This window comes from Actinopolyspora mzabensis (assembly GCF_900101095.1).
GTDB lineage: Bacteria > Actinomycetota > Actinomycetes > Mycobacteriales > Pseudonocardiaceae > Actinopolyspora > Actinopolyspora mzabensis.
Genome location: NZ_FNFM01000005.1, coordinates 154,979 through 176,906 on the forward strand (window position 1 = coordinate 154,979; position 21,928 = coordinate 176,906).

General features: G+C 67.4%; 21 protein-coding genes. 15 read left to right on the top strand and 6 right to left on the bottom strand.

Annotated elements, in window-relative coordinates; genetic code table 11:
* The first annotated feature begins 48 nt into the window (after positions 1-48).
* From BLR41_RS09775 to BLR41_RS09810, 8 genes are all read left to right on the top strand, one after another.
* Positions 49-615 (top strand): DUF3090 domain-containing protein, encoded by a 567-nt coding sequence (locus BLR41_RS09775; protein WP_092627717.1) that lies wholly within the window; start codon positions 49-51, stop codon positions 613-615.
* Positions 616-621: 6 nt separating this feature from the next.
* Complete coding sequence (locus BLR41_RS09780; protein ID WP_092627718.1) at positions 622-1,413, top strand: SCO1664 family protein; 792 nt, start codon at positions 622-624, stop codon at positions 1,411-1,413.
* Positions 1,414-1,701: 288 nt separating this feature from the next.
* On the top strand, positions 1,702-2,937 hold the full coding sequence (gene mshC / locus BLR41_RS09785) for a cysteine--1-D-myo-inosityl 2-amino-2-deoxy-alpha-D-glucopyranoside ligase (RefSeq protein WP_092627719.1): 1,236 nt from the start codon (positions 1,702-1,704) through the stop codon (positions 2,935-2,937).
* A gap of 586 nt (positions 2,938-3,523) precedes the next feature.
* Positions 3,524-4,840, top strand: a complete 1,317-nt coding sequence (locus BLR41_RS09790; RefSeq protein ID WP_092627720.1) for a sensor histidine kinase — start codon at positions 3,524-3,526, stop codon at positions 4,838-4,840.
* Positions 4,837-5,280, top strand: coding sequence for a roadblock/LC7 domain-containing protein (locus BLR41_RS09795; protein ID WP_092627721.1), 444 nt, complete (start codon positions 4,837-4,839; stop codon positions 5,278-5,280). Before BLR41_RS09790 ends, BLR41_RS09795 begins: the two co-directional genes overlap by 4 nt.
* An 18-nt stretch (positions 5,281-5,298) precedes the next feature.
* A complete protein-coding gene (locus tag BLR41_RS09800; RefSeq protein ID WP_092627722.1) occupies positions 5,299-5,670 on the top strand; it encodes a DUF742 domain-containing protein in 372 nt (123 codons plus the stop codon).
* Between the two features lie 13 nt (positions 5,671-5,683).
* Positions 5,684-6,241 (top strand): GTP-binding protein, encoded by a 558-nt coding sequence (locus BLR41_RS09805; protein ID WP_092627723.1) that lies wholly within the window; start codon positions 5,684-5,686, stop codon positions 6,239-6,241.
* Positions 6,242-6,311: 70 nt separating this feature from the next.
* The gene (locus tag BLR41_RS09810) at positions 6,312-7,544 is read left to right on the top strand and encodes a styrene monooxygenase/indole monooxygenase family protein (RefSeq protein ID WP_092627724.1); all 1,233 of its coding nucleotides are present in this window, start codon (positions 6,312-6,314) and stop codon (positions 7,542-7,544) included.
* Positions 7,545-7,613: 69 nt separating this feature from the next.
* Here BLR41_RS09810 and BLR41_RS09815 read toward each other — a convergent pair whose 3' ends face one another.
* Positions 7,614-8,525, bottom strand: a complete 912-nt coding sequence (locus BLR41_RS09815; RefSeq protein WP_092627725.1) for a PAC2 family protein — start codon at positions 8,523-8,525, stop codon at positions 7,614-7,616.
* A 215-nt stretch (positions 8,526-8,740) separates the two neighbouring features.
* Between BLR41_RS09815 and BLR41_RS09820 the strand changes: the two genes are divergently transcribed.
* From BLR41_RS09820 to BLR41_RS09830, 3 genes are all read left to right on the top strand, one after another.
* Complete coding sequence (locus BLR41_RS09820; RefSeq protein WP_245694034.1) at positions 8,741-9,457, top strand: HAD family hydrolase; 717 nt, start codon at positions 8,741-8,743, stop codon at positions 9,455-9,457.
* A 64-nt stretch (positions 9,458-9,521) separates the two neighbouring features.
* Complete coding sequence (locus BLR41_RS09825; RefSeq protein ID WP_092627726.1) at positions 9,522-9,785, top strand: phosphoribosyl-ATP diphosphatase; 264 nt, start codon at positions 9,522-9,524, stop codon at positions 9,783-9,785.
* A gap of 407 nt (positions 9,786-10,192) precedes the next feature.
* Positions 10,193-11,041 (top strand): VOC family protein, encoded by an 849-nt coding sequence (locus tag BLR41_RS09830; protein WP_092627727.1) that lies wholly within the window; start codon positions 10,193-10,195, stop codon positions 11,039-11,041.
* A gap of 187 nt (positions 11,042-11,228) precedes the next feature.
* Here the strand turns inward: BLR41_RS09830 and BLR41_RS09835 are convergent, their stop codons facing one another.
* Together BLR41_RS09835 and BLR41_RS09840 are read right to left on the bottom strand one after the other, a co-directional pair.
* A complete protein-coding gene (locus BLR41_RS09835; protein ID WP_092627728.1) occupies positions 11,229-12,014 on the bottom strand; it encodes a thioesterase family protein in 786 nt (261 codons plus the stop codon).
* Positions 12,015-12,114: 100 nt separating this feature from the next.
* Positions 12,115-13,011 carry a RecB family exonuclease gene (locus BLR41_RS09840; protein ID WP_092627729.1) on the bottom strand — a complete coding sequence of 299 codons (897 nt, stop codon included), beginning with the start codon at positions 13,009-13,011 and terminating at the stop codon, positions 12,115-12,117.
* A gap of 202 nt (positions 13,012-13,213) precedes the next feature.
* Between BLR41_RS09840 and BLR41_RS09845 the strand changes: the two genes are divergently transcribed.
* Positions 13,214-14,353: a site-2 protease family protein gene (locus tag BLR41_RS09845; protein WP_092627730.1), complete on the top strand. Its 1,140-nt coding sequence runs from the start codon at positions 13,214-13,216 to the stop codon at positions 14,351-14,353.
* A gap of 216 nt (positions 14,354-14,569) precedes the next feature.
* The gene (locus BLR41_RS09850) at positions 14,570-15,400 is read left to right on the top strand and encodes a tRNA (adenine-N1)-methyltransferase (protein ID WP_092627731.1); all 831 of its coding nucleotides are present in this window, start codon (positions 14,570-14,572) and stop codon (positions 15,398-15,400) included.
* A gap of 375 nt (positions 15,401-15,775) precedes the next feature.
* Here the strand turns inward: BLR41_RS09850 and BLR41_RS22835 are convergent, their stop codons facing one another.
* Together BLR41_RS22835 and BLR41_RS09860 are read right to left on the bottom strand one after the other, a co-directional pair.
* Positions 15,776-16,645, bottom strand: a complete 870-nt coding sequence (locus BLR41_RS22835) for an Rv0361 family membrane protein (protein ID WP_176797915.1) — start codon at positions 16,643-16,645, stop codon at positions 15,776-15,778.
* A gap of 226 nt (positions 16,646-16,871) precedes the next feature.
* Positions 16,872-17,369 carry an Rv0361 family membrane protein gene (locus BLR41_RS09860; protein ID WP_092627732.1) on the bottom strand — a complete coding sequence of 166 codons (498 nt, stop codon included), beginning with the start codon at positions 17,367-17,369 and terminating at the stop codon, positions 16,872-16,874.
* A 679-nt stretch (positions 17,370-18,048) separates the two neighbouring features.
* Here BLR41_RS09860 and arc point away from each other — a divergent pair.
* Both arc and BLR41_RS09870 read left to right on the top strand, forming a co-directional pair.
* Entirely contained in the window at positions 18,049-19,842 is a 1,794-nt protein-coding gene (arc, locus tag BLR41_RS09865; protein ID WP_092627902.1) for a proteasome ATPase, read from the top strand.
* A 227-nt stretch (positions 19,843-20,069) separates the two neighbouring features.
* Positions 20,070-21,023, top strand: a complete 954-nt coding sequence (locus tag BLR41_RS09870) for an aldo/keto reductase (RefSeq protein WP_092627733.1) — start codon at positions 20,070-20,072, stop codon at positions 21,021-21,023.
* A gap of 278 nt (positions 21,024-21,301) precedes the next feature.
* Here the strand turns inward: BLR41_RS09870 and BLR41_RS09875 are convergent, their stop codons facing one another.
* Positions 21,302-21,907: a helix-turn-helix domain-containing protein gene (locus BLR41_RS09875; RefSeq protein ID WP_092627734.1), complete on the bottom strand. Its 606-nt coding sequence runs from the start codon at positions 21,905-21,907 to the stop codon at positions 21,302-21,304.
* Positions 21,908-21,928 lie beyond the last annotated feature (21 nt).

Genomic DNA, 21,928 nt, shown 5'->3' on the forward strand with positions numbered 1-21,928 from the left:
GAAGGGGCTGCATGATCAGCACCGCTGTGACTTAGTGTCGAGGGTGTCATGGCTCGTGTCATCCACGTATTCCGTCAGCCCGACCGTTTCATCGTGGGAACGGTCGGTGAGCCCGGCGAACGCACCTTCTATCTGCAGGCCACCGAGGACTTGCGGACTGTGAGCGTGCAACTGGAAAAACAGCAGGTCTCGGTGCTGACAGAACGCATCGACGCCCTGCTGGAAGAGGTGCAGCGCCGGTTCGACACCGAACTGCCCTCCGAACCGCCGGACGAACTGGTCGACTCCGGCCCGCTGGAGGTGCCCGTAGAGGAGGAGTTCCGGGTCGGCACGATGGGGCTCGGTTGGGATGCCGAGACCGAGGCGGTCGTCGTGGAACTGCTCGCGGTCACCGAGGAGGAGGTCGACGAGTCCGTCGTACTCGACGACACCGACGAAGGGCCGGACGCGGTTCGGGTGTTCCTCAGCGCTGCGCACGCACGTGCCTTCGCGGAGCGTGCGCAGCGAGTGATCGAGGCGGGCCGGAAACCGTGCCCGCTGTGCTCGGAGCCACTCGATCCGGAGGGCCACATCTGCCCACGGCAGAACGGTTACCGCCGTTCGGAAGAGGAGTAGCGGGTCGTGCTCGCCGACGACGTCGCTCTCGAGCTGCTGCGCGAGGGGAGTCTGGAGGTCCGGGGACGTCTTGTCGAGGCCTCCAACGCCACCCTGCTGTGCACGGTGGAGAACGACGGGTTGCGGGCAGACTGCGTCTACAAGCCGATGCGTGGTGAACGGCCGCTGTGGGACTTTCCGGACGGCACACTGGCCGGTCGTGAGGTCGCCGCCTATCTGCTTTCCGAGGCGCTCGGATGGCATCTGGTGCCGCCGACACTGTTACGGGAGGGCCCCCACGGGCCGGGCATGGTGCAACTGTGGGTGGACACCGAGCAGGATTCCGAACTGGTCGACATCCGCGCTCCCGAGGACGTGCCCCCGAACTGGCTGACCGTGCTGCACGCGCAGGACGATCAGGGCGATCCGGTCGTGCTCGCCCACTCCGACCACGACGAGCTGCGTAAGCTGACCCTGTTCGACGTGGTGCTCAACAACGCGGACCGGAAGGGCGGTCACGTGCTGTGCACCTCGCGGGGGCGCGTGCTCGGTATCGATCACGGCGTGAGTCTCAACGCCGACGACAAGCTGCGCACCGTGTTGTGGGGCTGGCTCGGCCAAGCACTCCACGAAACGGAGGTCCGCTCCCTCGAACGGCTGCGAGCTGAGCTGGACGGCGAGTTCGCCGCCGGGTTGGTCGAGCACATCACACCGAAAGAGGTTCAGGCCCTGCGGGGCCGGGTCGACCGGTTGTTGCGGGGTGGGGTGTTCCCGGCGCCCTCCGGGGAGTGGCCCGCCATACCCTGGCCCCCCTTCTGACGTGAACCTTTTCCGCTCGGTTGTCCGGGACACTCGGGTGGCGGAACCTCTGGCACGGCTCTCGCTGTGGGTGCCCCGACATCGGGTAGCGACCTACACAACGTCGGGGCCGTCCTCGCGAGAGCCGCCCCGGAGAACCCGCGGCGGTGCGGGTTGCGTGGATGGTGGGAGTTCAGCCTCCGCCGAAGCGGCGCGGCGATTTCGAGAGAAATCGACACCGGAGGCCCCGGGGCGGGAAAGCTCCGGCCCGTCACGGGTCACTCAACCGTGGCGGCTAGGGTCGGACTCATGCAACCCTGGTCATCGGTTTCCGTGCCCAGCCTGCCCGGTACTGCGCATCCACTGCGACTGTTCGATACCGCCACCGGCGAAGTAAAACCGGTCGGTACCGGTTCCGGGGTGCGGATGTACGTCTGCGGCATCACCCCCTACGATGCGACCCATCTCGGTCACGCCGCCACATACATCGCCTACGACCTGGTGCACCGCATCTGGTTGGACAACGGCAGTGATGTGCACTACGTGCAGAACGTCACAGACATCGACGACCCGCTGCTGGAGCGTGCCACGCACGACAACGAGGACTGGGTCGTGCTCGGGATGCGCGAGACCGCGCTGTTCCGCGAGGACATGGCCGCGCTGCGCGTACTGCCACCGCGGGACTTCATCGGAGCGGTGGAGTCGATCCCGGAGATCGAGCAGGCCGTGACCAAACTGCTTTCCTCCGGCGCGGCCTACCGGCTCGACGCCGAGTTTCCGGATATCTACTTCCGGCACGACGCCACCGGCAGGCTCGGTTACGAGTCCCGTTACACCAGAGCCGAGATGACGGAGGTGTTCCCGGACCGAGGTGGCGACCCGGACCGGCCGGGCAAGGAGCATCCCCTCGACGCCCTGTTGTGGCGCATGGCTCGTCCGGACGAACCCTCCTGGGACTCCGAGCTGGGAGCGGGGCGTCCCGGCTGGCATCTGGAGTGCTCGGTGATCGCCCTGAACAGGCTCGGGATCGGATTCGACCTGCAGGGCGGCGGCTCGGATCTGGCTTTTCCGCACCACGAGTTCAGTGCCGCGCACGCGGAAGCGCTGACCGGGCAACATCCCTTCGCGGGCCACTACTCGCACGCCGGGATGGTGGGACTGGACGGCCAGAAGATGTCCAAGTCCAAGGGCAACCTAGTGTTCGTCTCCCGGTTGCGTGGCGATCGGGTGGATCCGATGGCCATTCGGTTGGCGTTGCTGAGCGGTCACTACCGGGCCGATCGTTCGTGGAACGCCGATCTGCTCACCACCGGTGCTGCCAGGCTCTCCCGCTGGCGGCAGGCTGCGGAGCTCTCGGCGGGTCCCGCCGCCGACTCGACTCTCGACCGGTTGCGTGAGCGGCTCAGCGACGACCTCGACACCGAAGGGGCGCTGCGCGCCGTGGACGCCTGGGTCGACGAGGCGCTGTACGACGGGGGTGAGGACACGACAGCCCCCGCGACGATCCGCCGTGCGGTGGACGCCCTGCTGGGCGTGGCCCTGTAACCTCGCCCTCCCCCGAAACCGGGAACGGAAGTACGTTCGGCGCCTCCGCCGCAGGGGCGCCACTTCCGATTCCGGTTCGGAAATCCCGTCGGTCGCGGTGGTCGGCCCGAGCATCCCGACCGGCGGAATTTCGTCGTCAGGACGGTATTCTCCGTTTTCGGTGGCAATAGGAACCCGTGCCGCCCGCTTCCGGCGTTTTTCACGGCATTCCGTGGTTGTCGACTTCGGTGTGTGTGACGCGTTTCCGAGAGTTTCCCCGGTCTCACCCCGGTTGCCCCGTACTGCGGCGATACCGCGCGGCGTGGTGCGGCCGTGCGCTGCTTTCACCGCTCCTCCCGATCTTCCTGCCGGCAGACGGGGGCGGGTGAAAAGATGGTGATCGCAACATTCGGCTCGGGTTTTTGTTCCGGTGAGCTGGGAAAATGCTCTTGTTCGTCGAATTTTCGGTAATATGCGACAACCACAGGCCACCCCACGGGCCAATAGGAACACCACGTAGACTTCCGCCAACCGATCTGATTGGATCTCGTGACACGAGTCCGCACGAAGCCCGGATCGGTAATAGGTGCTTTGGTTGCGAGGTGGGATGGTGAGTCGGGTATGGGAGATGCTCGAACGCTCGCGCAGATCGTTACGGGACGGTGCGGCGAGACAGCGGTTGGAAGGCTCGACCAGACAACTGCTGCAGCGTTCACGGGACACCGTGGCGCAGATTATCGGCCCTGCGCCGTCGCGTGAGCCGAGTTCGCAGGATGTGCTGGCAGGGGTCTGCTCCAGTGTCGCCTTGCGTGATCTGAACCTTGTGGACTCGCTGCTCGAACAACTGGAACAGATGGAGTCCGAAGAGGACGATCCGGAGTCGTTGGATCGCCTCTATCGGCTCGACCACCTGGCCACCCGGCTGCGGCGCAACGGTGAGAACCTCCGGGTGCTGGCCGGGCGGGACGCCGGTGGTGCGAAGCCCGAGACGGCTTCACTGGTCGACGTGATCCGTGCGGGTATGTCGTCCATCGAGCACTACAACCGGGTGGAACTCGGCAGGGTGACCGAGCTCGGTGTGGTCGGGTTCGCCGCGGACGACGTCAGCAGGCTGCTCGCGGAACTGCTGGACAACGCCACGGCGCATTCCCCGCCGAATTCGTCCGTGACCATCAGCGCGCACCTGACCGAGCAGGGCAGCATGATGGTGCGTGTCGAGGACGCCGGTATCGGCCTCCCCGCGGCGAGGCTCTCCGCGCTCAACGAACGATTGGCGAGTGCCCCGGTGCTCGATCGCAACGCGGTGCGCCACATGGGGTTGGCCGTGGTGCGCAGAATCTCGGGCAAACACGGTATTCGGGTCTGGTTGGCGCGTCGTGCGCCACACGGGACGACTGCCTCGGTGTTGCTGCCGCCCTCCCTGGTGCACGAGAACGCGGCTTCCGCCACCGGCGGGTCGAGGCAGCCTCGGGTGTCCGAGGAACCGGCGATCCCGAGCATGCGTTCCGCGGGAGCGAACGCGGACTCGCGGGGGACCACGGAACCGCGGGGGACCACGGAACCACGGGCCAACGCGGTGGCCGAAACCCCGTCCGAATCCACGGAGGCCGGTGTGGAAACTCCCGAGGTGGCGACCGAGCCCGTTTGGCCCTCCGAGGAGCAGGCGGCGGCGCAGCAGGACCAGTCGCAGCCCGCCACCACGGCCAACGGATTGCCACGCAGGGTTTCGCAGAGCCTGAAGGGATCCGCCGGTGGCGGGAACCGGCCCGCCGCGCCCGCTCGGGAACCCCACTCCGACGACACGGAACGCGACATCCGCGAGAGCCATCAGCAGCTGCTCTCCGACCTGGGAGATTTCGCCGAGGGCGAGTTGGAAGCCAGGCAGCACAACGAAACCGACGATGCCGAGAGGTCACAGCAGTGACGGCTGCAGAGAACAATGCCCAGTCCGCGAATTTCGACTGGCTGGTCGACGATTTCGTGCACCGGGTGCACGGTGCCACCCACGCGTTGATCCTGTCGGCGGATGGCTTGCCACTGGCTGCTTCCTCCTCGGTCACCTCCGATGAGTCCGAGCAGCTCGCGGCGATCTCCAGCGGCATGCTCAGCCTGGCGCACCACGGTTCCTCGTTGTTCGACAAGGGTGAATGCGAACAGATCATTCTCCGGCTGCGGCACGGATACTTTCTGTTCATGGGGATCGGTTCCGGCGCGGGACTCGCCGTGCTGACCTCGGCCGAGGCGCAGATGCGCGTAGTCGCCTACGAGATGACCCAGTTCGTGGAAAACACCGGGCACGCGTTGACCCCGGAGGTCCGTGCCGACTTAAGGCGCGTCGTAACCGCGCGAAGGCCGCGTGACTGATCGGTTAAAGGAAGACCCATGGTCACACACTCACAGAACCAGCGGGAAAGCCGCAGTAGCCGGGTGCGGCCCTACGCGCTCACGCACGGACGAACCCGTACCCGGCACCAGCTTCTCGTGGAAACGATGATTTCGGTGTCCGACTACGACCCCGAGCTCGCCGAAAAGCTGCTTCCGGAATCCCGGTCGGTTTACGAGCACGCCCGACGGCCGATATCGCTGGCCGAACTGTCCGCCTCGCTGAACATCCCGCTCGGGGTGATTCGAGTGCTGGTCAGCGACCTGGCCACGGAAGGGGCGATCGTCATTCATCCCACCGGACAGGCTTACAGTTACGATCACAATATCCTCGAGAGGATTCTCGATGGCCTCAACAAGCTCTCCGCGTGACCAGTCCGAGCTGATGCTCTCGGCGAAGATCGTGGTCGCGGGTGGATTCGGAGTCGGCAAGACCACGTTCGTGTCCTCGGTGTCCGAGGTCACTCCCTTGAATACCGAGGCGTGGATGACCGAGGCCAGCGAAGGCGTGGACGATCTCGATCCCGCCGGGGAGAAGACGACCACCACCGTGGCGATGGATTTCGGGCGTATTCAGTTGCACCCGGACCTGATGCTCTACCTGTTCGGAACTCCCGGTCAGTCCCGTTTCTGGTTCCTCTGGGACGACCTGGCCCGAGGTGCGCTGGGCGCGGTCGTGCTGGTCGACACCAGACGAATAGCGGAGTCGTTCGCCGCGATCAACTACTTCGAGCACGACTCGGACATCCCGTTCGTAGTGGCAGTCAACCTCTTCGAGGGAGCGTTGACCCACGAGCTGGAGGAGATCCGCGAAGCACTCGCGATCGCTCCGGACGTTCCATTGATCACCTGCGACGCACGTGATTCATTGTCCACTGTAGATGCTTTACGGACGTTGGTTACCCACACGATGCGGTTGAACGTGACGCACGGCGCCGCGTGATCCGTCGCCGTGTCCCACGGGGGACCGGTGTCGTCGTGGAAGGGTCTCGTCGGGTGAAAGGAAGGGTGCGATGCGCAAGATCCTCATAGTCGGAGCCGGCCAGGCCGGTTTGCAGACCGGCCTGTGCCTGCTGGAACACGGCTATGACGTCACGGTCATGTCCGCGCGAACGCCGGAGGAGATCCGTGGTGGCCGTGTCATGTCGACACAGGCCATGTTCCACACCGCGTTACAGCACGAACGGGACTACAAGCTCAACCTGTGGGAGGGACGCGCACCGCAGATCCAGGGGCTGGGTGTCTCCATCGCGGCCGAGGACGGAACCAGGGCGCTGGACTGGGTCGGCATGCTGGACAACTACGGCCAGTCGGTCGACCAGCGCATCAAGATGGCAGGCTGGTTGGAGCTGTTCGAGGACAACGGGGGCAAGGTCATCTTCCACGGGGTGACCACCTCGGATCTGGACTCGCTGACCAGGCACTACGAACTGGTGCTCGTCGCGGCGGGCAAGGGTGAACTCGTCCAGTTGTTCGGACGCAATCCCGATCGCTCGCCCTACAACACCCCGCAGCGGATGCTGTCGGTGAGCTATGTCCACGGCGCCGACCGCAGACCGGAGCACCCGGACATGGACGCGGTGCGGTTCAACGTGGTCCCCGGCGTCGGCGAGCTGTTCGTCATCCCCGGCCTTACGCTGAGCGGGCCGTGCGAGATTCCGTTCTTCGAGGGCATACCGGGTGGTCCGCTGGACTGCTGGTCGGACAGGCCCGCTCCGGGCGAGCACTGGAAGCGCATGCTGGAGCTGATGCGGCAGTACATCCCCTGGGAGTACGAGCGCTTCAAGCACGCCGAACTCACCGACTCGCAGGCCACGCTTTCCGGTGGTTACGCGCCGGTGGTGCGGCACCCGGTGGGCGAGCTGCCGTCGGGAGGCGTCGTGCTCGGTATGGCCGACGTCGTGGTGGCCAACGACCCCATCACCGGTCAGGGCTCCAACAACGCGAGCAAGTGCGCCGCCTCCTACCTCGAGAGCATCCTGGAACGGGGCGACGAACCGTTCGACAGCGACTGGATGAGGCGAACCTTCGAACGTTACTGGGCCCAGGTCGAGCCCGTCACGACCTGGACCAACGCGATGTTGCAGCCGCCGCCCGCGCACGTGCTCGACATCTTCTCCCGCGCCGAGCACAACGCGACCATCCGCAGGCGTTTCGTCAACGCCTTCGACAATCCGGCCGATTTCGGCAACTGGTTCCTCGATCCGGAACTGGCGGAGCAGTACCTGCGCGAGGTCGACGGCTGAGCGGTCTCCCCGCCCGATGCGACGGCTCGGCCGGGCCACCACCCGGCCGAGCACGCGGCCCGGATCCCGTCAAGGATTCTTGCCGGGCCCGGCGGGGCCCTTACCGCGTCCTCCGCCTTCCCCGGGGCCACCGGGGCCCCTGCGGCGCAGGTAACGCTCGAACTCCGCCGCGATCGTCTCACCGCTGGTCTCACTCAGCGTGTTCTCGGCGTCCCCGCGTTCCTCCAGCGCCCGCACGTAGTTGCGGACGTCCTCGTCCTCCTCGGCCATCTCGCTGACGGTGTTCTCCCACTCCTCCGCCTGCTCCGGGAGATTGTTGAGCGGGACCTCCAGATCCAGCGCCTCCTCCACGCGGTGCAGTAGCGCCAGGGTGGCCTTCGGCGAGGGTGGTTGCGAAACGTAGTGCGGAACCGCGGCCCAGAACGAGATAGCCGGGATACCGGCCTGTACGCAGGCGTCCTGGAAGATGCCGAGGATGCCGGTGGGGCCCTCGTAGCGGGAACGCTCCAGGCCGAACCGGCTCGCGGACTCGGCGTCGTAGGCGCTGCCGGTCACCGGGATCGGCCGGGTGTGCGGGGCGTCGGCCAGCAGCGCCCCGAGGCTGACCACGGTGCTGGCGCCCGCCTGCTCGATGTGGGACAGCAGTTCGGAACAGAACGCGTTCCAACGCATGTTCGGTTCGATGCCGTGTATCAACACCACGTCTCTGCTGCAACCGGGTGGCCGGCACACGGAGAGCCGCGTGGTCGGCCAGGAGACTTCTCGGGTCACCCCGTCGACCAGTTTGACGGTGGGCCGGGACACCTGAAAGTCGTAGTAGGGATCCGGATCGATCTCCGTCCAGCTGGTAGCGTCCCAGGTGAGCTGGAGGTGTTCCACGGCTGTACTGGCGGCGTCGCCGCCGTCGTTCCACCCCTCGAAAGCACAGATTATGATGCTGTCCTCGAGGGTGAAACCGGCAGGTGGGGCAGGTACGGACACACGGCGAGGGTACTACCCACCTCGTGCGCTGTCGGAGATGATTGATGCCGAGGGCCGTAGCCGCTCGGTAGCCGCCCTCGTGGCTGTGCTCACATCGCGTACTGCGCACCGTGAACGAGGCAGTAAGCTGGGCGCATGTGCAACGATCTTCGACGGTCGTCCTGCCCGGGCCGTCCCGGAGCCTGGTCCCGGGAGCGGGCGGGAGGTCCGCTTCGATGACCGAAACCGATCCTCGCGCCGCCGCGTCCCCTCGGCCCCCCGCTCCGGAGTTCCCCGCCGCCGTGCTCTTCGACATGGACGGCACCCTGGTCGACTCCGAGAAGCTCTGGACGGTCGCCATGGACGACTACGCGGCGACCAACGGCGCCGAGATCAGCGACGCCGCGCGGGCACGCATGGTCGGTTCGAACATGTCCCGCAGCATGCGGTTGCTGCTCACCGACATCGGCATGCCCACCGGCCCGGCCGACATCGAGGCGGCGGGGCAACAGGTGATCGAGCGGATGGCGGAGATGCTCGACAACGATCTCACCTGGCGTCCCGGCGCCGAACAGGCACTGCGTCGGGTCAGTACCGATGGTGTTCCGGTCGCGCTGGTGACTTCCACCATCCGTTCGCTGACCGACATCGCGCTGCGAACCATCGGTGCCGAGATGTTCGACGCGACCGTCTGCGGCGACGAGGTGGACGGTTACAACAAGCCCGATCCGGAGCCCTACCTGCGCGCTTGTCGCAAGCTGGGCGTCGACCCGGCACACTGCGTCGCCATCGAGGATTCCCCCACAGGTGTGAGCTCTGCCGTGTCGGCGGGGTGCGCGGTGCTCGGAGTGAGCTGCGAGGTCCCCCTGGAGCCCGAGCTGGGGTGCACCATCCGGGACTCCCTGGAAGGGCTCGACACCGTTGAGCTCGCTACGTTGCTGCGTCGCGGCTGAGCCCGCCGCGTCCGAGGCCGGGCGGTGTTCGGTTCGGCGCGGCGGGATGCAAGGATCACCGACCGTGAAGACCTTCGACGAGCTGTTCAATCAGCTTCAGCAGCGTGCGCACAGCCGGCCCGAGGGCTCCGCCACGGTCGCCGCCCTCGACGCGGGGATCCATTCCCAGGGCAAGAAAGTCCTGGAGGAGGCGGGAGAAGTCTGGTTGGCCGCCGAACACGAGTCCGACGAGCAGCTCGCCGAGGAGGCTTCCCAGCTGCTCTACCGGCTGCAGGTGATCCTGCTCGCGCGAGGGCTCTCCCCCGAAGATGTCTACCGCTATCTGTGATTCAGATTCCTCGCTCGTCGTGCCGGGGTGGGTGCGTGGCGGAACCTCTCGCGGGCTCTCGCTGCGGGGAGGCCCGACATCGAGTAGGTACTACGTCACGTCGGGCCTTCCTCGCGAGAGCACCACGAGAGAACCCGCGGCGGTGCGAGTTGCGAAGGTGGCCGTTCGGCGCTGCCGCGCCGAAAATTGCTTGTCGGCTCGGTTGAGCACGTTGTCACACATCCGGTGCGCTGGGACGAAGGTGCCTCGCGGGATTGTCCGGATTCTCGGTTCGATTCGACAAGGGCCCGGCTCGGGCGGTTCCGCGTTCCGGCGAGGTGACCGGATCGTGATTCGAACGGCACATAGAGCGCGCCCCGCGGCGGATAATGGTGTCCGGAAGACGCCAAGTACTAGCGGGAGGACCCATGGGTGTGGTCCCGGTGGACTCCGCGCCGCCGAAATGGCAGCTGTACGCGGGGATGCCCTGCTGGATCGAGTTGGTAACCCCGGATCTCGAGCGGGCATGCGAGTTCTACACGGCACTGTTCGGCTGGCGGTACGAACAGCGCCAGGCATCGGACGGCAGTGAGCACCTGATCGCCACGCACGACGGTTTTCCCGTCGCGAGCCTGCAGGCGGCGGGGGAGGACGTGGCCGGATGGCGATTGTTCCTGGCCACGGGGGACTGTCGAACAGCCTGCGAGCAGGCCGAGAGCAACGGTGCCAGCGTGACCGTGCCGCCCGGCCATCTCAGCGGTATCGGCACCAAGGCCGTGCTCACCGATCCCTCCGACGTCGAGTTCGGACTGCTCGAACCGGAGGCCGCCTGGCAGTTCGACGTGGGGTTGCCCGCCACCCTCATGTGGGCTGAACTGCTCACCATCAAGGCGCAGACGGCCGATCTGTTCTTCCAGGAGCTGTTCGGTTACACCGCCACGCAGTTCGGCACCGAGAACCAACTCGACTACTCGGTCTGGTACCTGGGCGAGGAGTCGGTGATGGCTCGCGTCAGCATGCTCCGCGATCACATCAACGGCGAGACCGAGCCGCACTGGTTGATCTATCTCGGTGTCGACTCGAACCTCGGCACCGACGAGACGGTCCGGCGGGCCATCGCCGCGCACGGCAGGGTGCGGGCCAACCCGTACGACTCGTCCCTGGGCAGAATGGCCGTGTTGCGTGATCCCACCGGGGCGAGGTTCGCGCTGGTGGACGCTTCGGAAGCGTCACGCGGCCACGGGATTCCCGGCAACTACGATCCCTACGAGGACTGAGCGGGTTTGTCCGCTCCGGCCGCCGAACGGTTCTCGCCGCGGTGGGCCCGACGCCGAGCGCCACGCCCGACGCCGAGCGCCACGCACGACGCCGGGCCCGCCGCGCGGAAACCCACCCGGATGCGGAGGCGCGGTATTCGCGAGCTTCGTCGGAGTCCGCTGGGAAGCTCAGAGTCTGGTGGGAAGCTCAGAGTCTGGTGGGAAGCAGCGCCTGCGCGCTCTGCCCGACGGGGCCCGCTGCATCGTGCAGCGTGGTCCGGGTCAGTCCCGCGCCGTCCGGACCGAGCGTCATGCGCGCGTCGAGACCCACCCACTCACCGTGCGGTTCCCGGGCCAGGTGCACGGTGAGATCGGTGTTGGCGAACGCCCACTGCTCGAACGGGAGACTGCTCGATACGCCGCTGGCGCAGTCGGCCACGGCGAACAGTCGCTGCAACGGGCTCGGTTCCTCGCCCGCCACCAGCGGCATGCGCTGCCTCGCCCACACCTCCGCGTGGCCCGGTTCCGGTGTCGCGGTGCTCGCCGTACGCCACTCCAGTGCGTTGGCGTAACCGCCCGCCCAGCCTGCCGGTAACGGCATCACGGGGCACTCGGCCGGATCCGTGAGCCGCCGCGCGTCGTCGCGGGCCACGTCGGCGGTGTCGGAGCGCAGCATCCGCCAGGCCCGTGCGGTGGCCGCGACTCGCCCCGAGGCCGCGATCTCGGCGGTTACCAGCTCCACGGAGCGCCCCGGGCGCGCGACCTCCGCCCGTACCGTCACCTCGTCCACCGGCACCGGCCCGAGCACGTCCACACTCACCCTGCGGACGGAGCGGCGTTCGTCGGGTTCACAGCACTCGATGCCGCGCACCAGCAGTGCCGCCACCGGCCCCAGGTGCTGGGCCTTGTCCGACCACGGCCCGACGGTGTGCTCCGTGGCGCGGAAAACACCCTGATCGAGCTGTTCGTAGAACACTTCCTCCGTCGTCGCCAATGCGGTTCCCTCCGCCGTCTCGTCATTCCGCCGGGTGATCCGTGCCGCCGTGTTGTCCCCGCCGCACGGCCGTCGTCCTCGCGTGGACCGTTATAGGAGTTCAGGCGCCGTGTTCGGCGGGGGTGGTTCGCTGTTCCGCTTCCGGCCAACCGGGATAGGGCGGAGGCGTACCCCCGTGGGCGGGGCACAGTGGTTTGAAGTCGCAGAAGTCGCACAACCGGGACGGAGTGGGGCGGAAGTCGCCGCTGCGTCCCGCGCGCAGGATGGCCTGCCAGATGGCCTGCAGCGTCCGTTCGAATCCGCGCAGCTCCGCCTCGTCGGGCGTGTAGGCCAGCGACTGGCGGTCCTTCAGATACATCAGCAGCAGCTGCCGGGGCAGTTCCCCTCGGGTTCGCCACAGCACCAGGGCGTAGAACTTCATCTGGAACAGCGCCTTGTTCTCACCGACCTGCCGGGGCGCGGAGCCGGTCTTGTAGTCGACCAGCCGAACCTCGCCGGTGGGGGCGACATCGATTCGGTCGACGAATCCCCGCAGCAGTACACCGCTGTCCAGTTCGGTTTCCACCCGCAGCTCGCACGCCTCGGGGTCGAGCCGCCGCGGGTCCTCCAGCTCGAAGTACGATTCGAGAAGGTCACCGGTGGAGTCCAACCACTCGGTCAGCTCGTGCTCGTCGGCGAACAGCTCGGCCAACTCGGGCTGCTCGGCACGCAGTTCCCGCCAGGCGGGTGTGAGGAGTTCGGCGGCCGTGGCACGGTCCCGCCGCGCGGCGGGCAGCTGGAACAGCCGTTCCAGCACCGAATGCACCACGGTGCCGCGTGCCTGCGCCTTCGTGGGGGTTTCCGGAAGCCGGTCCACCGCGCGGAACCGGTACAGCAGCGGGCACTGCTTGAAGTCGCTCGCACGGGACGGTGAGAGCGCCGGACGGCGCCCACCGGATCCCCCACGTGCGGAACTCGCGAGCTGGCCGCCTGTTTCGGTCCGGGCAGATTTTGCCATGACCGGCAACCCTAGTAGGGATTGGTGCTTCCGGTTCGCCGAGGTGCTCCCGTGGGAAACCCCACGGGCTCGCGTCGCGGGCAGGGTCCGTACCGGGAGGTTCGAATCGAGACGGGCGTGGGAGGAAGCCGAGAGCCACGACACGCCGCGTTCCCGCCACCGTGATCCGCTCGTCGTCGCCGTGGCATTCTAGGCTGCTCGTATGGCCACCACCGAGGAGAGGCGAGCGGGTTCCGGCGGGGCGGGGCTGCGGCTCTGCCGGGTTGTCGGAGTTCCGGTACTGCTGTCCCCGTCCTGGTGGGTGGGTGCCGTCCTCATCGTGCTGCTCTACACCCCGCTGGTGCGCGGCCTGCTGCCGAACGCGGGGATATGGGCGAGCGCGTTCGTCGCGGCGGCGTTCACCGTGTTCCTGGCCGGTTCGGTGTTGCTGCACGAGCTCGGCCACTGTCTCGTGGCGCTGCGCCTGGGCCTGCCGGTGCGGCGGGTACGGCTGTTCCTGCTCGGTGGGATATCCGAGATCGCCCGCAGCCCTCCCACCGCGTTCCGGGAGGGGCTGATCGCGGCGGCGGGCCCCGTGGTCTCGCTGGTGCTCGCCGGTTTCACCGGGATCGGTTGGTTCGCGTTGCAGCCGTACGGTGCGGTGTGGTTGCTGGTGGCGCAGACCTGCGTCGCCAACCTCGCGGTCGGGGTGTTCAACCTGCTCCCCGGACTGCCGCTGGACGGCGGCAGGATGCTGCGTGCGGTCACGTGGCGGTTGACCGCCGATCGGCACCGCGGAACCGTCGCGGGGGCGCTGGGGGCGGTGTTCGTCGCGCTCGGCCTGCTCGGGTGGGCGTTCGGTGGTGCCATGGGCGACGCTCCCGGGCGGTGGTTGCGGCTGGCGGTGGGGGTGCTGATGGCCTGGTTCGTGCTCGCCGGGGCGTACTCGGAGTACACCGCGGGGCGGGGAGAGCGCTGGCCCAGCGGGACGGGGTTGGTGGACTTGTTGCGGCCCGTGCTGCAACTGCCCGCGGAGAGCCCCGTGGGGGACGCGTTGGCGGCCGCCGCGGGCCGCGGCGTGGTGCTGGTGCGCGCCGACGGGGTGGCGGTCGGGCTACTGGAGCAGTCACGCGCCGCCGAGCTGGCCGCGACCTCACCCGGAGAGCCCGCCGAGCGGGCGTCCGAACAGGTGCTGCCCGAGACCGTGCTGCTGCGCGACGAGCCTCCCGAACAGGTGCTGCACCGACTGCGCACCGTCTCGGCGGAGCAGTTCCTGGTGGTCGACTCCGAGGGCAGACCCTGCGGTGTGTTGCGTCGTACCGCCGTACGGGACGCGGCACGGCGGTACGGGCCGGAGTCCTGATCCACGGCGCGGTGCTGCTCGTCGCCGTGCCGCCCTCAGGGACACGACGGCGGGGACACGATGGCGGGGACACGATGGCGGGGACACGAGAGCGGGGACACGAGAGCGGGGAGACGGCGGCGGGGGCTCAGCTGTAGGGGTGCACGGCGCGTCTGGCAGGATGAGCCGCCGTGTCCGCATCGGTCCAGTGGACGCATTCGCGGGAGGTTCGCACAGGTGAGCAGTGTCAGCGGTCCGTTCGAGGCGGGAGACCGCGTCCAGTTGACCGATCCCAAGGGTCGCCGTAAGACGATCGTGCTGCAGTCCGGCGGCGAGTACCACACCCAGCACGGTGTGCTGCCGCACGACGAGATCATCGGTCGCGACGAGGGATCAGTCGTCAGCTCCAACGGCGGCACCTCGTATCTGGCGGTCCGCCCGTTGTTGTCCGACTACGTGCTGTCCATGCCGCGCGGGGCGCAGGTGATCTACCCCAAGGACGCCGCGCAGATCCTGATGTGGGGCGACATTCGGCCCGGCGCGCGGGTGCTGGAGGCCGGTGCGGGGTCGGGAGCGCTGACGTGCTCGCTGCTGCGCGCGGTTGGTGACGGCGGCTCGGTGGACTCCTGGGAGGTGCGCCAGGACCACGCCGACCACGCGGAGCGCAACGTGGAGCGGTTCTTCGGCGAGCGGCCGGACAACTGGACACTGCGGGTCGGCGACGTCACCGAGTACGACGGTGGTGAGGTGGACCGAGTGGTGCTCGACATGGTCTCGCCGTGGGAGGCCCTGGAAACGGTGCACCGCGCTCTAGTGCCCGGTGGGGTGCTCGTGATCTACGTGGCGACCACGACCCAGCTTTCCACGGTCACCGAGGCGCTGCGCGAGCAGCAGGGCTGGACCGAACCGCAGTCCTGGGAGACGCTGCTGCGACCGTGGCACGCGGTGGGCATGGCGGTGCGCCCCGAGCACCGCATGGTCGCCCACACCGCGTTTCTGCTGGTGACGCGCAGGCTGGCGGACGGCGTGACGCCGCTGCGGGTGCACCGCAGGCCGAGTAAGGGCTGACCGGTGGCCGCGTGACCCTCGCCTGGTCACAGGGACGGCCAGCTCCGACTTCCCGGGCCGGGCTCTTCGGTGGGGAAGTCGGAGCGGACTCGCGGTTTCAGCCGGTGGACGAGTGGCCACCTTCGCACACCTTCCGAGGGCCATTCTCGACGATCACGTCGAGATCGTCTTCGGAACTGCTCGTATATTCGGGACCTCGAGGATTCCGGCGTCTGCCGTGATGGTTGCTTGAATTTTCCACCGCGACGGAATCGGGACTTTGTGCACGCTCATCAGGTCGACGTCGAAGCTCGGGTCTTCCTACGTGTTCTCTGTTTGGAAATGCGTCGTTTCCCGTTTTCGAAAACCTCGGTTACACCCTGGTGATCTCCGGCTTCAGGAGGGGTAGCAGATCTTCCAGTCACCGTTCTCCTTGACCAGATTGAGCTCATTGGTGATCGGTTCCTCTCCGGGCGAGCTTATCCGCAGCGTGAACGTCCCGCTCTTGTCGTCGTGCTCGACATTCCGCGTCGTCACTGTCGTCCGGCGCAGTTTGGACAGCTCCTGCTCGCTGAGCTGTGAGCCCCGCTCCGTTTGGCCGCGAAGTGTTTCCTTCATGGCCTGCCGCTGCCCTTCGCAGAGCAGCTCGTCGTACTCCGACAACGGTGGCGGATTCAGCGGGTTGGAGATCAGCTGCTGGGATGCCTTCTCGTATCGAGCTACCACGTCCTCGGGAGCGCTGCCGCCCATCAGGGTCACCCACAGCAGCGTGATGACGCCTCCCAGCACGAGAACACCGCCGATTCCGCCGCCGAGAATCCAAGGGAGCTTGGACTTCCGTTGCCGCGGCGGATGGGGACCTCCCGGGTGCGCGTAGGGCGGGTAGACGTTGGGATCGCCGGGGAAGCCCTGCTGCGGCTGGCCCCAGGCTTGTTGTTGCCCCCAGGCCTGCTGCGGGCCGCTCTGCGGATACTGCCCGCCGGGCTGTTGCCCCCACACGGGCTGCCCGCCGGGCTGGGGATACTGCCCGCCGCTCTGCGGGTACTGCCCGCCCGATTGTTGACCGTAGGGATCCTGGCCGTACTGCTGGCCCCAGGCCTGCTGCCCGCCGCCGTGCGGGTACTGCCCACCGCTCTGGGGGTACTGCCCGCCCGGTTGCTGTCCCCAGGCCGGTTGCTGTCCGGACTCGGGGTAGTAGCCCCCCAGTTGCCCCTGGTTCTGCTGCCAGGGGTCGTTCGGGTCGGGGTGCTGCGGTGGGTGGGTCATTTTCTCCTCGCCTTTCGAAATAGCGTTACTCGTCGTCGAGCAGCACGGTCACCGTTCACCTCTCCGTGAACGCCGAACCGTTTCCGTTCGTTGCGCCGGGAAAACCGTTCCGGGCCACGGACAGGTCGTGGGCCCGTAGTCGTCGCCGACGGGAACGCATCGCCGGAAACCGGCCCCGCTTTCGTCGGCGACATCTCGCCACTGCCGACGCACTCCTCGTGCCACGTCAGCGGGCCAGGTCGCAGAGTCGCCATCGGCCGTCCTCCCATCGCAGGCCGAGCGATTGATCGACTCGATAGGACGCACTGCCCGCCGAGTAGGTTCCGGTGACCCGGACGGTGGCGCTGTCGCCTCGTGCACTGATCTCCCCCAGATTCAGGTCGAACTCGCCCGCGCTGAGCTGTTCGAGCTGCTGAAGCAGCTTCGCGCGGTTCGCCGAACACAGTTCCTGTTCGAGCGAGTCGAATCGGCCGTCGTTGATTCTGTCCAACAGGTTCGTGGCGGCGGGGCGGGGGTCGTCCGGGCCGGCGAGGAACAGGAAATAGCCGCCCGTCGCGACCCCGGCGAGCAGTGCACCGAGCAGCGCCGGAAGCACCCACCGTCGTCGTGAGCGGCGTGCGGCGGGCGGAGCGGGTTCGAACGGTTCCCGGGGGGCGTTCTCGGGCAGCCCGCGGTTGAAGGCGGGGTCACCCCAGTCCGGTGGTGGGGGCGGAGTGCCGGGCACGTGTCGTTCCGAGGGTGGTGGGCCCCGATGGCCCGGGGGCAGCGGTTGCCCGACGGGCTGTTGGCTCGGGGCGGCTCGTTGCCACGAGGTGGACGGATCGGCCCGGTGATCTCCGGTTCCGTTCTCCGGGGGCCGGGCCCGTCCGCCGGGTCCGGATCTTCGTGGCGGGTGGGTCATCGGGGCCTCCCGAGGCACGTGCCCTTCCGTGCGGTTCCGAAACAGGCTCCTGCGGCGGTACTCGAGCAGCAGCGGTACTCAAGTAGATCAGAGCAGCCCGTATCGGAATCGGGTAGTGGTCGGTAGCTGTACGTGACACGTTCTTCCCGAGCAGTGGGAGTCCCGCGATGGGCCGCACGATCGTGTCGGGGTCACGAATCGGTTACCACACGGATGCCCGTGCGCGCTCCCTGCGGTGCGGCGATCGCGACAGCAGGTGTGCAAACAGGCCACGCGATCGGAGTCGACCGGGAAACTCTCTCCCGAACGGACCAACGGGACGAAACGCACCGTGGTCATCCGGCGAACCGCGTAACGAATCGGAACAATGCCGGAGTGGCTCAGTTCATGTGATGCCGCCGATTCGTGTGGCACGCTGGGTCGTCTAGCGGGATTCGACGACCTCGCGTTGTCGTTGATCGCCGGTACCGTGGTGGTACGAACACGGGAGGAGGGTGCCGATATGCAGCACGACCGTCCCGACAACCGGCCTGAAGAGGGCGTTGGCCAGGGAGCCCGCGGCAGTGCGGAAACGAGCAAGCAGATCCGCGAGCTGGAGGACGAGGTCGCCTCGCTTCGAGACAGGCTCAACGAGTCCCCGCAACAGGTGCGGTTGTTGGAGCAGCGGCTTGCCGAGGCATCCGAGAGAGTGAGTCAACTCACCGAACGGAACGCCAAACTCACCGAGACCCTCAAGGAAGCGCGGAGCCAGCTGACCGCGCTGCGCGAGGAAGTTGACCGACTCGCTCAGCCACCGAGTGGGTACGGCGTTTTCCTCAGCCGTTACGAGGACGGCACGGTCGACGTGTTCACTTCCGGCAGGAAGATGCGTGTGGCCGTGTCACCCAACGTGAATGTGGAGGAGTTGCAACTCGGCCAGTCGGTGCGCCTCAACGAGGCGTTGACGGTGGTCGAGGAAGGAACATTCGAACGTACCGGCGAGGTGTGCACCTTCCGTGAGATGCTTCCGACGGCCGAGACGGATCAGCCTCGCCGGGCACTGGTGACCGGCCACAGCGACGAGGAGCGCGTGGTGTGGTTGACGCCGCCCATGGTCGAGTCCGGCCTGAAGTCCGGTGACTCGGTGCTGGTGGACAGCAAGGTCGGCTACGCCTACGACACGGTTCCCAAGGCCGATGTCGAGGATCTCACGCTGGAGGAGGTGCCCGATGTCGGTTACCAGGACATCGGTGGCCTCGGCGGCCAGATCGAGGAGATCCGGGACGCGGTCGAGCTGCCGTTCCTGCATTCGGAGCTCTACATCCAGTACAAGCTGGCACCCCCCAAGGGTGTGCTGCTGTACGGACCACCCGGTTGCGGCAAGACCCTGATCGCCAAGGCGGTGGCCAACTCGTTGGCCAAGAAGGTCGCCGCCTCCCGGGGGGACGACGACGGCCAGGCCAAGTCGTACTTCCTCAACATCAAGGGTCCCGAACTGCTGAACAAGTTCGTGGGCGAAACCGAACGCCACATCCGGCTGATCTTCCAGCGCGCCCGGGAGAAGGCGTCCGAGGGCACACCGGTGATCGTGTTCTTCGACGAGATGGACTCGATCTTCCGCACCAGGGGTAGTGGTGTCTCCTCCGATGTGGAGACCACCATCGTTCCCCAGCTGCTCAGCGAGATCGACGGTGTGGAGGGGCTGGAGAACGTCATCGTCATCGGTGCTTCCAACCGGGAGGACATGATCGATCCGGCGATCCTGCGTCCCGGCAGGCTCGACGTCAAGATCAAGATTGAGCGGCCGGACGCCGAGTCGGCCAAGGACATCTTCTCCAAGTACCTCACCAGCGACCTGCCGATCCACGAGGAGGACCTGCGGGAGTTCGGTGGGGATCATCCGTCGTGTGTGGACGCGATGATCCAGACCACAGTGGAGCGGATGTACGCCGAGACCGACGAGAACCGCTTCCTGGAGGTCACCTACGCCAACGGCGACAAGGAGATCCTGTACTTCAAGGACTTCAACTCCGGCGCCATGATTCAGAACATCGTGGACCGTGCCAAGAAGGCGGCGATCAAGTCCGCCATCGACACGGGGCAGCCCGGACTGCGGGTGCAGAACCTGCAGGACGCCATCGTCGACGAGTTCGCCGAGAACGAGGATCTGCCCAACACCACCAACCCGGACGACTGGGCACGTATCTCGGGGAAGAAGGGCGAGCGCATCGTCTACATACGGACCCTGGTCAGCGGTAAGAACCAGGAGTCGGGCAGGGCGATCGACACCGCCACCAACACCGGCCAGTACCTGTAGTCGTCCCGGTTTCCCCGGGCGTCCGAATCCCGTACGCAGCAGTACCAGCGGTCGTCGGTCAGCCGCATCACCGTGTCGGAGAGCCGGTCTTCGGCACCTGGCCATTGCTCAACCGGGCCGCCGACCAACCGGGGCGTCACTCGTTCGAGTGGCGCCCCGTAGCTGTGTCACGGCGCGAGCGGCAGCACCGGTGTCGTCATCGACGTCGGGCCGATAGGTTACGGCGCATGACGGATGCCTCGACCGGTCCGGTGGACCGCTTCGGTGTCGGACTGGCCGCGTTGGGCAGGCCCGCCTACATCAACGTGGGGCGTGTCGACGTGCTGCCGGAGGACCGCACCGTCGACGCCATGCGCACCCGCACCAGACAGGTGCTGGACGAGGCATATGACGCGGGGATCCGCCGGGTGGACACGGCCCGTTCCTACGGCAGTGCCGAGCAGTTCCTGGCCGAATGGCTGCGCGACCGCGGGCACGAGGACGTGATCGTGTCCAGCAAGTGGGGCTACGCCTACGTCGCCGAATGGCGGGTCGAGACCGAGGTCCACGAGATCAAGGAACACTCGCTGGAACGCTTCCGACAGCAGTGGCCCGCCAGCCGGGAAGCGCTGGGGGAGTACCTGAAGCTGTACCAGGTGCATTCGTTGACCACCGACAGCCCATTGTTCGAGGACACCGAGTTGCAGCGGGAACTCGCCCGGCTGCGGGACAGCGGAGTGCTGCTGGGAATCTCCACGACCGGAGCGGCCCAGGCCGCCGCGATCGAGGCGGCCTGGGAGCTGCGGGTGGGCGGTGAACAGCTGTTCGGTGCCGTGCAGGCCACTTGGAACTCCTTGGAGCCCTCGGTCGGCAGGGCGCTGTCGCACGCCCACGAGGGTGGTTGGCGGGTGCTGGTCAAGGAGACCCTGGCCAACGGCAGGTTGGCCTCGCGGCCGCCGGAGCCGCTGGCCGCCGTGGCGGGCAGGCACGGTGCCGGTGCCGACGCGATCGCCCTCGCACACGTACTGGCACAGCCGTGGGCGGACACGGTGCTGCTCGGCGCGGCGAGCGTGGGGCAGTTGCGCAGCAACCTGGCCGCCGGTTCGGTCTCGCTGAGCAGACGTGATCTCGACGAGCTGGCGGCCGTCGCCGGGGATCCGGCGACCTACTGGGGTGAGCGCGCCGCCCTCCCCTGGCATTAGGAACTTACACGGGATCGGGTGGCTCGAGCGGTTGCTTGGCGGAACCTCTCGCACGGCTCTCGTTGCGGGTGCCCCGACCTCGGGTAGCGGCCTACACAACGTCGGGGCCGTCCTCACGAGAGCCGCACGGGAGAACCCGCTGGTGGTCGGGCTGCGTGCGTGGTCGTTTCAGCGCTGTCGCGCCGAAGGCGCGTCAATTTGTCGCGAAATCGCCGGGCTGCTTCGGCGTCCCTGGAGGTTCCGCCACCGGCGCCGCTCGCGGGCCGAGATGACTGAGCCTACTGGCCGGTCGGTTCGGAGGAGTTCTCGCGGGGCCGGGCGCGTAGATGGGCGCGCTCGCCCTGCTTGCCGAACAGGCTGAGGAGTTCCACGGGCTCCGAGACTGCGCGGCCGAACCAGTGCGGTGTTCGGGCGTCGAACTCGGCGGCCTCGCCGGGGGAGAGCTCCAGATCGTGTTCGCCGAGCAAGAGCCGTAGCCGCCCGTTGAGCACGTAGAGCCATTCGTAGCCCTCGTGGGTCTGCGGATCGGGGACGGCGGGCCGGTCACTCGTCGGGATCACGAGCTTGTACGCCTGGATGCCGCCCGCTCGGCGGGTCAGCGGCAGCATGGTCATACCGTGCCGGTTGACCGGCCGCAGGTGCACGCGCGGGTCCCCGGTGGGCGGGGCGTCCACGAGTTCGTCGAGCGTCACGCCGTGCGCCCTCGCCAGCGGGAGCAACAGTTCGAGGGCGGGTCTGCGCTCCCCCGATTCCAGGCGGGAGAGCGTGCTCACCGATATGCCGGTAGTCTCCGACAGCTCGTGGAGCGTGGTCTCGCGCTGCCTGCGGAGCGCTCGTAGCCGGGGGCCGACCGTGTCGAGCGTCCGGTCGAGGTCGTCGTCCATGTCACTATTTTGCCATAGCAG

Coding starts and splice junctions, on each gene's coding strand:
- BLR41_RS09775 (WP_092627717.1), top strand. CDS start 49: ATGGCTCGTGTCATCCACGTATTCCGTCAGCCCGACCGTTTCATCGTG.
- mshC (WP_092627719.1), top strand. CDS start 1,702: ATGCAACCCTGGTCATCGGTTTCCGTGCCCAGCCTGCCCGGTACTGCG.
- BLR41_RS09790 (WP_092627720.1), top strand. CDS start 3,524: ATGGTGAGTCGGGTATGGGAGATGCTCGAACGCTCGCGCAGATCGTTA.
- BLR41_RS09800 (WP_092627722.1), top strand. CDS start 5,299: ATGGTCACACACTCACAGAACCAGCGGGAAAGCCGCAGTAGCCGGGTG.
- BLR41_RS09805 (WP_092627723.1), top strand. CDS start 5,684: ATGCTCTCGGCGAAGATCGTGGTCGCGGGTGGATTCGGAGTCGGCAAG.
- BLR41_RS09810 (WP_092627724.1), top strand. CDS start 6,312: ATGCGCAAGATCCTCATAGTCGGAGCCGGCCAGGCCGGTTTGCAGACC.
- BLR41_RS09820 (WP_245694034.1), top strand. CDS start 8,741: ATGACCGAAACCGATCCTCGCGCCGCCGCGTCCCCTCGGCCCCCCGCT.
- BLR41_RS09830 (WP_092627727.1), top strand. CDS start 10,193: ATGGGTGTGGTCCCGGTGGACTCCGCGCCGCCGAAATGGCAGCTGTAC.
- BLR41_RS09840 (WP_092627729.1), bottom strand. CDS start 13,011: ATGGCAAAATCTGCCCGGACCGAAACAGGCGGCCAGCTCGCGAGTTCC.
- BLR41_RS09845 (WP_092627730.1), top strand. CDS start 13,214: ATGGCCACCACCGAGGAGAGGCGAGCGGGTTCCGGCGGGGCGGGGCTG.
- BLR41_RS22835 (WP_176797915.1), bottom strand. CDS start 16,645: ATGACCCACCCACCGCAGCACCCCGACCCGAACGACCCCTGGCAGCAG.
- arc (WP_092627902.1), top strand. CDS start 18,049: ATGCAGCACGACCGTCCCGACAACCGGCCTGAAGAGGGCGTTGGCCAG.
- BLR41_RS09870 (WP_092627733.1), top strand. CDS start 20,070: ATGACGGATGCCTCGACCGGTCCGGTGGACCGCTTCGGTGTCGGACTG.
- BLR41_RS09875 (WP_092627734.1), bottom strand. CDS start 21,907: ATGGACGACGACCTCGACCGGACGCTCGACACGGTCGGCCCCCGGCTA.